Origin of the sequence: Flavobacterium hiemivividum (assembly GCF_004349145.1) — a bacterium.
Taxonomy (GTDB): Bacteria; Bacteroidota; Bacteroidia; order Flavobacteriales; family Flavobacteriaceae; genus Flavobacterium; species Flavobacterium hiemivividum.
The window spans coordinates 1-13,442 of sequence record NZ_SMFO01000013.1; the positions used below are offsets into that span (position 1 = coordinate 1).

Genomic DNA, 13,442 nt, shown 5'->3' on the forward strand with positions numbered 1-13,442 from the left:
AAGTAATGATTTGTTTTAAGTCCATAGGATCAAGTTTATTAGCCATATCGTACTGTTTTAGATAACAACAAGATAGTAGCTGATTTTGATCTTTCAAAGTGGCACAAATCGAACCGGAATACCATGATTTATTAGTCAAGTGACACAAATTGAACCAAAATAGTGGCACAAATCGAACCGGAATACTGTGACTTTTTAGTCAAGTGGCACAAATCGAACCGAAATAGTGGCACAAATTGACCGAAATGGGTGGCACGGTCTAACCGAAATCAGTGGCACAAATCGAACCGAGATATCCAGTTTCGCTCCGCAAGCTACGCTACACTACATTCCAGCAGTATTATGTCTGCCGCCCTCAGTTTTTTCAGCGGTTGCTCCTTCGCTCAGCCATCGGGGTTGGCTCCGTTCGGTGAAAAACCTCACTTTGCCCTAAATCAAGGTTTGCCAAAGGCAGTCTTTTATTGTTTCCCTGCCGTTACACGCTACTATCCCTACATTCCACTTCGCTATCGCTTCGTTGCATTCTCGGTCTAGTGTGGCTGTTCGATTGCCGCAACACCGCCACGGCGCTCCTCATACATTCCGCTATAATTCCGCTATCGCTACATTTTAGCTCCATTCCTTGCGGTGCTTGGGGGTGTTTGATTGCCGATTATACCAGAACGTTCCCAGAATAGGATTTCAACAACATCCAGTTTTCCTGACTAAATAAAAAAAATAAATAAAAAGAAAGCTAAGGTAAGTTTCGGTTTCAAATCGTCAAGTTCAAGCCCTACGGGTGTTTGATAAAATCTCCACCCTTACATTTTCATATCAACTTTTTTTCTACTTATAACCGACTGTTTTTCAGTTCAACAGTTGGGTAGTATTTCATCAAACAAACTTGCCTCTTTTGAAACCTTCACTTTAGAGATGGCTTTCTTTTTTTTCTTTTTCTTTTAAAAATGATATGGTGCAGAGCGTAGCGACAGCATCATTTTATACCAGATGTTATGCCGAATCCAATCATTAAAACGCACCGAAAAAATGCTCCTTGCCGAGATAATCAAATTTATATTCTCAACAAAGAACTAAATAGCGGAAAACCTCAAAAAAATCCCTATACAAACAGTTTTGTAATTACATTTTCAAGCAAAGAGGAAGCCGAAAATGTATATTGGCTGATTTACAGCTTATGGAAAGCTAATTTTTGGCATCAGTACCTTTGTGGTTCAGTCATTCCATTTTTACGGATTCACGAATTCAAGAAAAACTTTATCCCAAAACTGAACTCCATGTTAAACAATTTGGAGCAACATGAGAAACAAATCAAAGCCTTGCAAATCATCGAAATCAAAGAAAGGCAATTTCAAGAAAGTTTACTTTTGATAGAACAAATGAGAAAGACGATTTTAAGCCATTATTTTAAAAAGTAGAACAATTTACCGACTAATACATATTTGCTCTTTATTTGCACCATATCTCACCCATAAGTCCACATTATAGATGAATTACAGCAAAACAAAAAGCCCTCTCGTTAGAAAGGGCTTAGTTTGCAGCTTTGCAATGTTTGCAGTCTTGCAAACTGATGGTATTTTTAGAAAATATCTTCTATTTTCAAAGCGTTCCCGGCATTGAATAAATAGTAGTTATTACCAACTTTTTGATAGAATTCGATACCGATACTACCAATAACAGATACATCTGTATTTAGAGTCGGTGCTCCTGGTAAAGTGGCTGTAACTTCAATTAATGAAGTAACAACATCCACAGGGGAATAATCCGAATAAGCAACATTTGACATTTGATTTAAAACGGAATCAGATGGCTCATAATTTCCTGTAACTGCATTATAAATAAAATCGGCAACTACTGAAACCGCATTGATCATTCTGAAATGTGTAGCTCCAGATGGTACATTCAAATAATTCAGCGGATTAAATGCTGGAATACTCAATGTACTTTCAATTCTTGATGGATCAGGTGTTAATGTGAAAGGCGCATTAAAAATACCATTGAAAGAAATGTTACGATTAAAATCCAATCCTTTTAAATACTGAGGTTGTTGTGAAATAAGAACAGCTCTTTGTCCTCTGGCTTCAGAACCATCCTCAATATTGATTTTTTTCATAATTGCAGTTAGTCTTCCTGTCAATTGACTATCGGACATTTGTTTCATCAATGAAGATAAACCCACACGCAATGATTTCCCTGCATTGGCACAAGCTGCAAACTCACTCATATTTTCACGAGTACGAATAAAGTTTGGTGCTGTTTTAACTTGCTCTGCTGTTGGGCCACCTTTTAGTCCTGCAAAGTAACCTTCATTACCTTTAATTTTGAAGTGTCTCACTTCTCCGAGTGTTCCGACATATTTGATATGTCCTTTCTGTCTTGCCATATTATTTTGTTTTAAATTATTAAAATATTTTACATAAATTTACAATATAAACAGTTTTAAATCAATCAATTAAATAATGCTATTTAAAGCATTTTAGCGCAACTGTACCTATGACACGAAATATTATTCTTAAAGTAAAAAGATTTGTTGATGGTGATGGTCTTATAGCAGAAGATTTTCATTCCAAAAAAGAGTTCGAAATCCGTTTATACGGTATAGATGCTCCTGAAGTAAATTATTGTAATAAGGTTAAAAAGGATGAAAAGGAATTACATATTCCTGCTGCATTGCTAATTAAATTAGGTTATAAATCATTTGAGTTTTTGAAAACACAGCTAGCTATCGGAGAAGTATGTACATTAATTCAGGAAGATAATAACCTTATGGATAAATACGGTAGAACACTAGGTTATTTGGTTTTAAAAAACGGGACTGTATTGAATGAAATAATGATTAAGAAAGGATATGCAAAGCCATACAACTATGTTTTTTGTGAAATGCTACCCAAGTATCAAAAATGGAATTTACAGGCTAAAACGGCTAAAAAAGGATTGTATTCTATTGTAGATAAATTTTAAGATATTTTGCTTATTTTTGTCCTGTATTTAGCCTTATTAAAGCCTTTGTGTTGGCTATTTGTTGCCCAATCTTCGGCAACTATTGTAAAAACTCACACCTTCAAATATTGTATTGGGAAATAAATATGCAGTTGTGGTTTTCAGCCTTAGACTTCAGTAAAAAAAATAAAGTATAAAATGGTAGATTCAGATTTTATCCTTGATAGTATAAAGACTTTTAGTCAGAGGAAACAGCAAGTTTAGAACATTATTTGAGGAAAATCTATACATACAGACTATTTTTAACACAATATTACTTGACAATCTGTGGCAAAATTCTATTTTTGTGTCTTTAATTTAATAAAAAACACATGAAAGAATTAGTAGCAAAGATTAACGCTGAGTTTGAAACATTTAGTACAGAGACAGAATCTCTAATTGAAAAAGGTGTAAAAGCTGCTGGAGCAAGAGCACGTAAGTCAACTTTAGAAATGGAAAAAATGCTAAAGGAATTTAGAAAACTTTCTATTGAAGAGTCTAAAAAATAATTCTCTTTTATTTTACATAAAAGTCCTTAGCAAAACTAAGGACTTTTGTTTTTAAAGCAATTAAGTCGTTTTCAATTGTAATGCTATTTTAATTAATTTTTTACTCTCATTAAAAAACAGGGAACAGAAATTTTTTTTTGACGGTGATTATTTTCTCTACACTAAATATCAAGGCAAAAATTACTTATCCCTTTTTTGTATATTGCAACCTAAAGCTCCGTTAATACTACTATTGTCACTCACAGTATTTAGGGAAATTCATCAATCTGGAAGTCAAATAATAAATGGATTCATTAACACAAATTGCTTTAGGAATAGCCGTTGCCGAAATATGTGCTGGCAAGCAATTAAAAAACAAGACCTTTTTGTACGGTGCCATTTTAGGAACTCTCCCTGATTTAGATGTTGTGGTTGGTTTATTTTTAGACCCAGTAGATGGGGTCATGATTCATCGCGGCATCAGCCATTCTTTAGTACTATTTCTGTTTTTGTCACCATTATTTGGTTGGATAATTTCGAAAACTGAAAAGAATAAAATCAACATTCTCCGTGCGACTTTCCTGGTCTTTCTCTGCTTATTTACCCATGTCTTACTCGATATGTTTACTTCTTGGGGCACCCAAATATTATGGCCACTAAGTGATCGTTTTGCGTTAAAAACAATATTTGTAATTGATCCATTCTATACAATTCCTTTGCTGATTGCATTAGTGATGGTTTGGAGAACAAAAGATGCATTTCTTCGAAGAAAATATGTAAAGAGAGGCTTGGTCATAAGCAGCAGCTATTTGCTGTTATCTTGTTTTATTAAACTATATGCTTTAAATAAATTTGAAAAAGCACTGCAAAAACAAGGAATTACTTATTCTGAAATTATAGTAAAACCCACCGCTTTCAATATTATTTTATGGAACGCAAATGTTTCCACTCCTGATGATTATTTACTGGGCGATTATTCCCTTTTTGATAGCGAAGCTATTTCATTTACTGCTTACGCAAAAAACGCTGAATTAGAATTGAAACTAAAAGGAAATTCAGATTTCGAAAAACTAAAAATAATCAGTGAAGGCTGGTACATTATTTCGAAAAAAAATGAATCATTGTACTTCAATGATTTGCGCTTTGGTCTGTTAAACGCCAATCCAAAACAGCCACAGTTTGCTTTCAGTTATCAATTTATCAAAACTAATTCCAGATTAAAAGCTATTGAAGTGCCTAAAGAAAAACGAGATGGAAAACTATTACTACAGAAAATTTTTAAACGGTTAAAAGGGAATTAAGACTATTTGCCTTTTGAAAATACTGCAATAAACAATAACCACATACTTGTCATTCCATCTCCTTTTTTTTTTGGATCGAGAGAGGTATCCCCTTTATGTGAGCAGTTTGGGAAGATTTCTCCTTCGTCGGAATAAACTAAATAATTAGATTTAGGATATGAAAAATTTCATGGTAATTTCTAAGCTTAAATAGTATAATACCATTATCTAATCCACATTCAAAACAAAAAGTGGTTTCTTCGAAAAACAGCTACAAAAAAAAACACCCTTAAGAATTTAAAACAAATTCTTGAGGGTATTTTCTATTTTTAAGGTTAGAAGGACAGGAATTTAAAATAAATCCGCCCTTTTATCCAAATTTACTATTTAGCAAATTCTAAACCTTTTAGCTTGTTCCATCCTCCACGAGTAAAATCAGGAATTTCAACTGGTGCAGAATTGTTATCAAGAGAAATTTCAGTCAATGGAGCAAGACAAGACCATTCAGCTAAATCATAAACATCCATGTCTAATGGAAGTCCGTTTTGAAGACAATAGATCAAACGGGAATCCATGATGAAATCCATACCACCGTGACCACCTACTTTTTTAGCCTTTTCCTCTAAACCAATAGCTATTGGGTGTTTGTATTTTTCCATCAATGCTTTTTTCACTTCAGCAGGAACAAAACTGTGCGCGTTTAAATTTTCGTGATTTGGAGCTACATCAGACCCAATTGCTTTTGAATCCAAAGCATATCCTTCTGTCGGGTATTTATTAGCAAAACCTTTAGTTCCACTTAACTGATACATACGGCTATAAGGACGAGGCGAAGTTACATCGTGTTGAATTTGGATTGTTTTTCCTTTTTCGGTACGAATCATAGTCATCGTGTGGTCTCCATTTCTGAAATCTTTCACATCTTCACCAGTTTTTTCTTTGATGTAAGCAGGGTTTCCAACTGCCTTAGTATCCATAGAAACTAAATAGTTCATTTTATCACCACGGTGAATGTTTAAAGCTTGACAAGCAGGTCCCATTCCGTGAGTAGCGTAAACGTCACCACGGTGTTTTCTATTATAGTCCATTCTCCAGTTACCTTGATACGATCCCCAGAAAGGTTGTAAACCGTGAATATAAGCTCCTTCAGCATGTAGAATTTCTCCAAACAAACCTTGTTGAGCCATATTCAATGTTGTCAATTCGAAGAAATCGTACACACAGTTTTCTAACATCATACAGTGCTTACGTGTTTTCTCAGAAGTATTGACAAGATCCCAAATTTCCTTCATGGTCATCGCTCCAGGAACTTCGATAGCAACGTTTTTACCGTCTTTCATTGCTTGAACTCCCATTTCTGCATGGTGTTTCCAGTCGGTAGCGATGTAAACAAGATCAACATTAGGAAGCTTTGTTACTTTACGCCAACCTTCTTCTCCAAAAAATTCTTGTGCTTTTGGAAGACCTGCTTTTTCTAATATTGTATTAGCTGACTTTGTTCTGTCTTCTAATAAATCACAAAGTGCAACAATTTCGACACCTGGAATATGTGTCATACGTTCTACTGCACCTGGTCCACGCATTCCCAAACCTATAAATGCCACACGAACTGTTGGAATTGGGTCTAGTGCTAAACGCAAAACATCTGTTTGCCCCTTTGCACGCTTAGGCGTTGGGGATTTAATCATTTGGGCTGACATATCAGCCCATCCTACAAATAGACAAGCTATCAGGAAAAATTTAAAAATACTACTTCTCATGTTAAATTAATTTAGTTTAAATTATGGGTGATGCTTTCAAATTGCATCTATTTTGTATTGTACAATTTCTATTCTCTTTCAAAAATAATACTCTTTTTTACGGTAGGCTGTTAAAATCTATTTTTGGTTTCTTATTTGTAAGAGGCCTCGTAAATATAACGCCGGGAACTGTGAAATCATTGTAGAAACCACCGTTTTGAAGATAGAATCCATCGGCGTTTAAACCTCCTGAATAATCCATTCTATATCCTTGTTTAGCCGTATTATCAGCCGAAAAGCGAGCAGTGTTCAGTTCGTTCCAATTGCCTTTGTCGTCGCAAAACCATTGGTTGTTGAATGATACCATTCGAGAAAAATCACCTTGTTCAGGAATGAAATTTTCTAAAAACGAATGGAAGTTTTTTAGATAAGTATTCGTTTGCGGACGACTGAAACTAGCAATTAATTGCCATTGTCCTGTTTCAGGTGCAAAAAAATACGCGGTGTATTTTGTCGAATTATTTCCTTCTGGAGTTCCTCTAAGTAAGAACTTATAGGTATTTCCAGCAACCCAATTGTATTTCAAATAACTTTGTCCGCCGGATCCCTCGTTACCAAATTCTCCTGTTGTTACGTTATTTCCTTTTCGCAATAACTTTATCTTATGTGACTCTGGAATACTGTTAGGATCATCAGTCGTAAATGGACTCCATACCGAAAACAAAACTCTTCTTTCATTGGCTGAATTAACTTGAATACCAAAGTACCCTTCGCCAAAACCATTTGCCATAAAATAAGAACCTATTATATCTTCGCCCACAGGAACTGTAAGTTCGTTATAGTACCACTCTGCATTCACATTCGCCGGAGCTTGATAGTTTAAGTGTACTGATGCACCTCGTCTTCCCCAATGGTAAAAACCTCCTTCGTTATTGGGAACATAAGCGATTTTACCGTCAAAATCAGTACTGCTTACTGTCAAACGGCTAATAGATGGAAAGCTAGCACCTGATTTCTTAATTCCTTTAATTACAAGTGCAACATAACCTTCCTTCGCTATTTTCCAACTACCAACCGAAATTAATTTATTAGCAGAAGAAGCATCTAGTTTTACTTTTTTAGATATGCTGTTGATTGAAAATTCTAACTCCGATTTTCCTGAAATAACGGCTAATTCTTCGATTGCAATTTGGAAAGTACCTGCCTTAGAAACTCTAAAATAAGTAGTAAAATACTCATCAGGATTCGTCCAGTTAACAATTCCATTGTTAGTGATCGTTCGGTTTCCTTCAATATGTTTTGAACTATAAGCATTCCCTGCTAAAGGTATAGAAATATGAAAATCAGACGCTTTAATAGACTCTGTTTTCGGAAGGCCATCACTTTTACTAGCGCAAGAAACGGATAGTAATAAAAAAGCAAAAAATAAATAAAATATTTTTTTCATTCTATAAGATTAAATAATTAATGGCATTTTAAAAAGCGTTTTGATTTTAGAATAACCCTTCTAATTCTAAAACTAGAAGGGTTAAAAAAACTAACTAAAAACTAACTAATTATGGGTTTTGCGTCAAAGTTCCAGGATAAGCATTAATTTCAGATTGGGGGATGTATTGCACCACTCTCAAACTGGTTGCTGGAAATTCTACTAAAGGCATATGTGGTCCTGGATAAGGGCGAGTCATCGTTTGTCCATTTCTATAAACATCATAACCTCTATGGGCTTCAAAAGCTAATTCTAATTGACGCTCTTCATCAATTAATTTAGACGCATTTGTCGCTGTAAGTGAAGTGTACCCTCCTCCTACAATTGCTCTTTCTCTAATTATGTTAACATTAATACGTGCATTTTGATAATCGCCTTTTTTCGCATATGCTTCAGCCAAGTTCAGGTACATCTCGCCTAATCTTGAAATAATTGGAGAATGCAAATGCGAATCGTTGTTTTGTAAAGAAGCCTTAGTAATATAGTACATAGGATAACCTTGATTCAAGAGCATCATGAAATCTTTCTCTCCAACGTATGTTTTACCTTGATAATTGATTGAATATTGGTTTTCACTTGCGTCAACTACAGTTAAATTATGTTTAACGTTAGCAATAGTTATAAAAAAGGAACCATCAGTATTAGTCTCTAGCGGTTGTTGTAAATAATTATAACCAGTTTGTAAACCACTATTGTCTTTTAAATCGTAGATAAAACGGAATGCTTCCGTCTTTTTATTTGCTGCATCTACTACATACTGTGGATCAATAAATGCCCAACGTGCGTCATTCCTTTTACCTGCTTTACGCAATAAATCTAAATATTCACCACTAGCGTACATTTCTCCCCAACCTTGTCCTTGAATGTTTGCGTACATACCACCAATTCCATAATAATGATCGTATCCAGAATATTCTGAAGCGACACGTTTTACAGCAAAAATTGTTTCCGTTTGTGCAGCATCATCAGGAGCATACGTATTGTATTTCATGAACTCTGATCTTCCCAACAAATTGTATCTTCCGCTATTGATTACTTTATTAGAATACTCAATAGACAGATCAGCGTATTGTTGATTTGGATTTTCATAAGTACCGCTCATGTATAAATACACTCTAGAAAGCATTGCTTGAGCAGCTTCTTTAGTAGCATAAGCAGCATTTCTGTTTTCATTCATTAAGGCCTCTCCTTTTTTCAAATCACTGATTGCTTGTTCATAGGTCTCTTTTACAGTAGCGCGATCCGGAAGTTGTAAATTATCAATACTGCTTGGCATCCCATTTACAATAGGCACACCCAAATTAGTTTGGGGAGAATCATAATAAGGTCTTCCATAAGCACGACTTAAATAAAAATAAATCATTCCTCTTAAGTAGTACGCTTCGCCTAATTTTTGATCAATTTGAGTGTTTTCTCCTTCAGGAATAATTTTTATTAAGTCACTTGATTGTGAAATAATTTTGTAACTATTATTCCAGAAAACGGATAACCTATCATTATTTGGAATGTGTTGGTAGGAAATAAAAGAATAAAAAGCATCTGTAGATGTACTTCTAATCATCATATTATCCCCTGGATATTCTCCAACACGGTGCATAACATCAGACCAACCTTTAAGTTGTGCATAACAACCATTTAAAAGCACATCAATTGAAGCTTCTTTATCGGCTAGGATTTTATCTTCAGTATAGGAATTAAAGGGTTCCCGATCTAATTCACAAGAAGATAGAAATGAAACGGATAAAATTAGTATAAATATTTTTTTCATGATTTTAGTTTAAAGTGTAACATTAAGACCCAACACAATTCTACGTGTTTGTGGATATACTGAAGTAGCAACTCCTGTAACTTGCCCATTTGCTGGCGGAATTTCAGGGTCAACTCCAGAGAAGTCTGTAATTGTAAATAAGTTTTCTCCAGACACAAACACTCTGATATTAGTAGAGCTTAATGCTTTAATAGTTGGCACGTTATATCCTACAGTAAGATTTCTCATCTTTAAGTAAGAACCATCTTCTAAGAAACGGGAAGATGCTTTATTCGACCCAGTTAAATTACCATAAGTAGCCTGAGGATGTGTAGCTATATCTCCTGGTTTTTCCCAACGGCTCCAGCCTTTATGTAAGTTCATTTGGTTACGATCTGTATAAGCTCCATCAGAATCGAATTCTGCTCTTGCATAATTATAAATTTCACCACCAACAGAGTAACTAAAAACAGCTGCTAAGTCAAAGTTTCTATAAGTTACACTAGTTGAAAAACCTCCAAAGAAATCAGGGGTATAAGCTCCTTTTACAATTTGATCTTTGGCCGCTTCACTATAGCTAAATGTTTTTACGCGTTCTCCAGCCGTATTCGTTTCAAACCATTGTGGCTTTCCTGTCTCAGGGTCAACTCCTGCCCATTCTGGCAAATACCAACTATCTACATCCAATCCTGGTTTCAATAATTTTGAAGCTGATCCAGCAATACCACTACCGTCTCCAACGATTATTTGGGTTCTATCACCATATAAACTTGTAACTTTATTTTTATTAAAACCGATATTAGCATCTACTGACCATTTCCAGTCATCATTATTAACAATTTCTACATTAAGGGCAGCTTCAAAACCTTTGTTTCTTACGGCTCCAACATTTTTCCAAATACTTGTTACTCCAATTACACCTGGCAAAGGCACTTGATATAATAAATCGGAAGTATTTTTGTCGTAGTAATCTAAAGTCAAATTAAAACGTTTCAAAAACGAAACGTCTAATCCAATTCCTGTAGTAAATGTTTTTTCCCAACTTAAATCTGGATTAGATATTTGAGAAATAAGCGCACCTGGATTTTCATTGTATCCCGTTGTTAGTGAATATAATGCTTGGTGCGGATATAAACTATTAGGACGGTTTCCTACAGATCCATAACTAGCTCTTAGTTTAAGATTTGTAATATAGTCTGCCTTAAAGAAAGACTCATTGTGAATGTTCCATCCCCCACTTATAGAGTAGAAATTTCCATACTGTGCGTTAGGACCAAAATTAGAAGCACCATCGCGTCTAATAGAGAATTGTCCTAGATAACGGTTGTCATAAGAATAATTCGTATTTGTTAACAAAGATTGAACTGCCCATTGCGATCTGTTTCCACTTACTTTTTCAGGAATAGAAGCTACATCTCCAACTACAAATCCAGGAGCTACCCCAGTTGCAATTCCGCTTGTCCATTTTGAGTTGTATTCGTTCCACTCATAACCTGCAATTGAATTAACAGCATGTTTTCCAAAAGATTTGTTGAATTTAAAAAGTTGATTTGTATAGGCTCTGTTATAAGATGAGGCATCTTGTTGAATTCTTCCTTGTACAGCTAAACCACTTGAAGAACGAGGATCTGAATAATACATCGATTCTCCATTAGAAAAAATATAATTATTTGTCGAAGTAAACGTTAACCAATCTGTAAATTTCACATCAAAATCGAAGTTACTTCTTACGTCATATGTTTGTGATTCTCCGTAATTCCATTGTAAGTCATACAAATAATTAGACCCTGTAGTATTTACCCACGTAGGATTTGGAGAGTTTCCAACCAAACTACCGTCAGCTAAATAAGGACTATCCCAAGGCATATTACCATACATAGCTCCAACAGAGTGTTGTTTATTTAAGACATCTTTTCTAGTAGCATTAACCTGAGGTCGTACTGTTAACCAATCATTTACTTTATAACTTAACTTCAAAAGTAAGTTGTAACGATTAAAATCATACCCTTTCACCGCTCCAGTTTCATCATAAGCTCCTACAGATACATAAGTCTTAATGTTTTCGCTACCACCACTTATAGATACGTTATGATCTCTAACTAATCCAGTTCTTGTAGCATTATCCCACCAATCGAAGTTTTGATCTCTTAAAGCAGGAGTCCACCAACTATTACCTGAAAATTGGCTTTTATTCGAAAATGCATCATATAAATCATATAATTCAGCACTATTCATTATTTTGAAGTTTCCAGTGTTTAGCGTAGTTGCCGCCATCTTAGAAGAGATACTTATAACTGATTTCCCAGACTTACCACTTTTCGTAGTTACAACGATAACTCCGTTAGCACCTTGCGAACCATAGACTGCAGTAGAAGCAGCATCTTTAAGAACAGTCATCGTTTCAATGTCCGAAGGATTGACATTACTTGAGCCTGATCCTACAATCACACCATCAACAACCCATAACGGATCTGTACTTCCGTTCACAGTACTTTTTCCACGAATAATAATTTTAGCAGTTCCACCCGGCTGACCAGAACCTGTATTAACAGAAACTCCAGTTGCTTTACCTGCTAATAAGTTTTCGACAGATGAAGTGGTGGCATCTACTAATTTTTTATTATCAAGAGTTTGTAAAGAACCAGTAAGACTTTCTTTCTTTACACTGCTATAACCCATAACAACCACTTCTTGTAGTTTTTGACCGCCTTCAAGTAAAACAATACGAAGCGGAGTATTAGTAACCGTAACTTCTTGGTCTTCCATACCAACAAAAGAAACTACAAGTGTTGTAACATTATTTGGAATATTTAAAGTAAAAGTACCATCAATATCCGTTTGTGTAGAAGCCGTACTTCCTTTTGCTATAATATTCGCACCTGGTAAAGTTTCCCCATTACTATCATATACAGTACCGGTTACTCTTTTTTGTACTTGTTGAAAACTAGTATTAGCATCTCGCTCTTCTGCTACTTTAACAATGAAAAGACTCTTATTCTCCTTTAAAGCTATTTTAGAAATCTTGTTTTCGGCAGCTGAAACCGAAATAGGAAGCGCTAATGTTAGCAAAGATAGACTCGTTAGTTTTATGGTTTTTTGCGTAATCGCAGCTACCCATAAATTGGCCTGTTTGCGTTTTTTTAATAAATTCATACTTGTGAATTAGTTTTGGTTAATATTGGATTACTATTCTTCATTTAATTATTCTTTATATTGGTAAAATTTAAAAAACACATTCTTTCGAATAAACCAGGCTCAGTAAATCTACTCTAAACAATAAAATACAACACATTTATATTCAGATAATTACAAAGTATCTAGAATTAAATTAGCTCTTAAAACCAGCAATAATTAAGAAAAATTCCGAGTCTTTTTCTTGTTAGCATATTCTTAAGAATGACGAAACTAAATATTAAATTTTAATAAACAAAGAAAATTCAATTAAATTGTGTTCGAACACATAATATTTGTGTTTTCGAACACAAAATTTCCTGTTAAAATATTTTTAATCGTAAATTTTAGTGTTATTGATAATTAATAAAGAAAAAAAAGGTCTTATTCAATTTAGAAATTAAGTAAGTGACAAAAATTTCCATGAATCGAAAGTGCATAAATATCAGATTTAAAAAAAAAAAAAACTTTTCACTTTTTTATATTCGTAGAGTCACTTATTTATTGAATAATCGCGACTAATTAAAATCAAAAAAAAGCTAATAATAGTTCAAT

Annotated in this window: 9 protein-coding genes; 4 read left to right on the plus strand and 5 right to left on the minus strand. The window is 34.5% G+C overall.

The genetic code is table 11. From position 1 onward, the window contains the following. The first annotated feature begins 992 nt into the window (after window positions 1–992). The gene (locus E0F98_RS13810; protein ID WP_132112477.1) at window positions 993–1,415 is read left to right on the plus strand and encodes a DUF6943 family protein; all 423 of its coding nucleotides are present in this window, start codon (window positions 993–995) and stop codon (window positions 1,413–1,415) included. Window positions 1,416–1,576: 161 nt separating this feature from the next. Here E0F98_RS13810 and E0F98_RS13815 read toward each other — a convergent pair whose 3' ends face one another. Further along, complete coding sequence (locus tag E0F98_RS13815) at window positions 1,577–2,380, minus strand: hypothetical protein (RefSeq protein WP_132112479.1); 804 nt, start codon at window positions 2,378–2,380, stop codon at window positions 1,577–1,579. A gap of 110 nt (window positions 2,381–2,490) precedes the next feature. Here E0F98_RS13815 and E0F98_RS13820 point away from each other — a divergent pair, with 110 nt between their 5' ends. The 3 genes from E0F98_RS13820 to E0F98_RS13830 all read left to right on the plus strand — a co-directional run bounded on the left by E0F98_RS13820 (window position 2,491) and on the right by E0F98_RS13830 (window position 4,765). Further along, window positions 2,491–2,958 (plus strand): thermonuclease family protein, encoded by a 468-nt coding sequence (locus tag E0F98_RS13820; RefSeq protein ID WP_132112481.1) that lies wholly within the window; start codon window positions 2,491–2,493, stop codon window positions 2,956–2,958. Between the two features lie 350 nt (window positions 2,959–3,308). Further along, entirely contained in the window at window positions 3,309–3,485 is a 177-nt protein-coding gene (locus E0F98_RS13825) for a histone H1 (RefSeq protein ID WP_132112483.1), read from the plus strand. Between the two features lie 284 nt (window positions 3,486–3,769). Beyond that, window positions 3,770–4,765 (plus strand): metal-dependent hydrolase, encoded by a 996-nt coding sequence (locus E0F98_RS13830; RefSeq protein WP_132112485.1) that lies wholly within the window; start codon window positions 3,770–3,772, stop codon window positions 4,763–4,765. A 362-nt stretch (window positions 4,766–5,127) separates the two neighbouring features. On the opposite strand, the gene E0F98_RS13835 is transcribed toward E0F98_RS13830, so the two are convergent. From E0F98_RS13835 to E0F98_RS13850, 4 genes are all read right to left on the minus strand, one after another. After that, window positions 5,128–6,444, minus strand: coding sequence for a Gfo/Idh/MocA family protein (locus E0F98_RS13835; RefSeq protein ID WP_243699254.1), 1,317 nt, complete (start codon window positions 6,442–6,444; stop codon window positions 5,128–5,130). A gap of 157 nt (window positions 6,445–6,601) precedes the next feature. Continuing rightward, entirely contained in the window at window positions 6,602–7,930 is a 1,329-nt protein-coding gene (locus E0F98_RS13840) for a DUF3472 domain-containing protein (protein ID WP_132112489.1), read from the minus strand. 109 nt (window positions 7,931–8,039) lie between these two features. Further along, complete coding sequence (locus E0F98_RS13845; protein ID WP_132112491.1) at window positions 8,040–9,737, minus strand: RagB/SusD family nutrient uptake outer membrane protein; 1,698 nt, start codon at window positions 9,735–9,737, stop codon at window positions 8,040–8,042. Window positions 9,738–9,746: 9 nt separating this feature from the next. Continuing rightward, entirely contained in the window at window positions 9,747–12,869 is a 3,123-nt protein-coding gene (locus tag E0F98_RS13850; RefSeq protein WP_132112493.1) for a SusC/RagA family TonB-linked outer membrane protein, read from the minus strand. Window positions 12,870–13,442: the final 573 nt, after the last annotated feature.

Excerpts from the sequence above, each read along its gene's own strand:
- E0F98_RS13835 (WP_243699254.1), bottom strand. The coding sequence starts at position 6,444 with ATGTCAGCCCAAATGATTAAATCCCCAACGCCTAAGCGTGCAAAGGGG.
- E0F98_RS13850 (WP_132112493.1), bottom strand. The coding sequence starts at position 12,869 with ATGAATTTATTAAAAAAACGCAAACAGGCCAATTTATGGGTAGCTGCG.
- E0F98_RS13840 (WP_132112489.1), bottom strand. The coding sequence starts at position 7,930 with ATGAAAAAAATATTTTATTTATTTTTTGCTTTTTTATTACTATCCGTT.
- E0F98_RS13810 (WP_132112477.1), top strand. The coding sequence starts at position 993 with ATGCCGAATCCAATCATTAAAACGCACCGAAAAAATGCTCCTTGCCGA.
- E0F98_RS13825 (WP_132112483.1), top strand. The coding sequence starts at position 3,309 with ATGAAAGAATTAGTAGCAAAGATTAACGCTGAGTTTGAAACATTTAGT.
- E0F98_RS13830 (WP_132112485.1), top strand. The coding sequence starts at position 3,770 with ATGGATTCATTAACACAAATTGCTTTAGGAATAGCCGTTGCCGAAATA.
- E0F98_RS13845 (WP_132112491.1), bottom strand. The coding sequence starts at position 9,737 with ATGAAAAAAATATTTATACTAATTTTATCCGTTTCATTTCTATCTTCT.
- E0F98_RS13820 (WP_132112481.1), top strand. The coding sequence starts at position 2,491 with ATGACACGAAATATTATTCTTAAAGTAAAAAGATTTGTTGATGGTGAT.
- E0F98_RS13815 (WP_132112479.1), bottom strand. The coding sequence starts at position 2,380 with ATGGCAAGACAGAAAGGACATATCAAATATGTCGGAACACTCGGAGAA.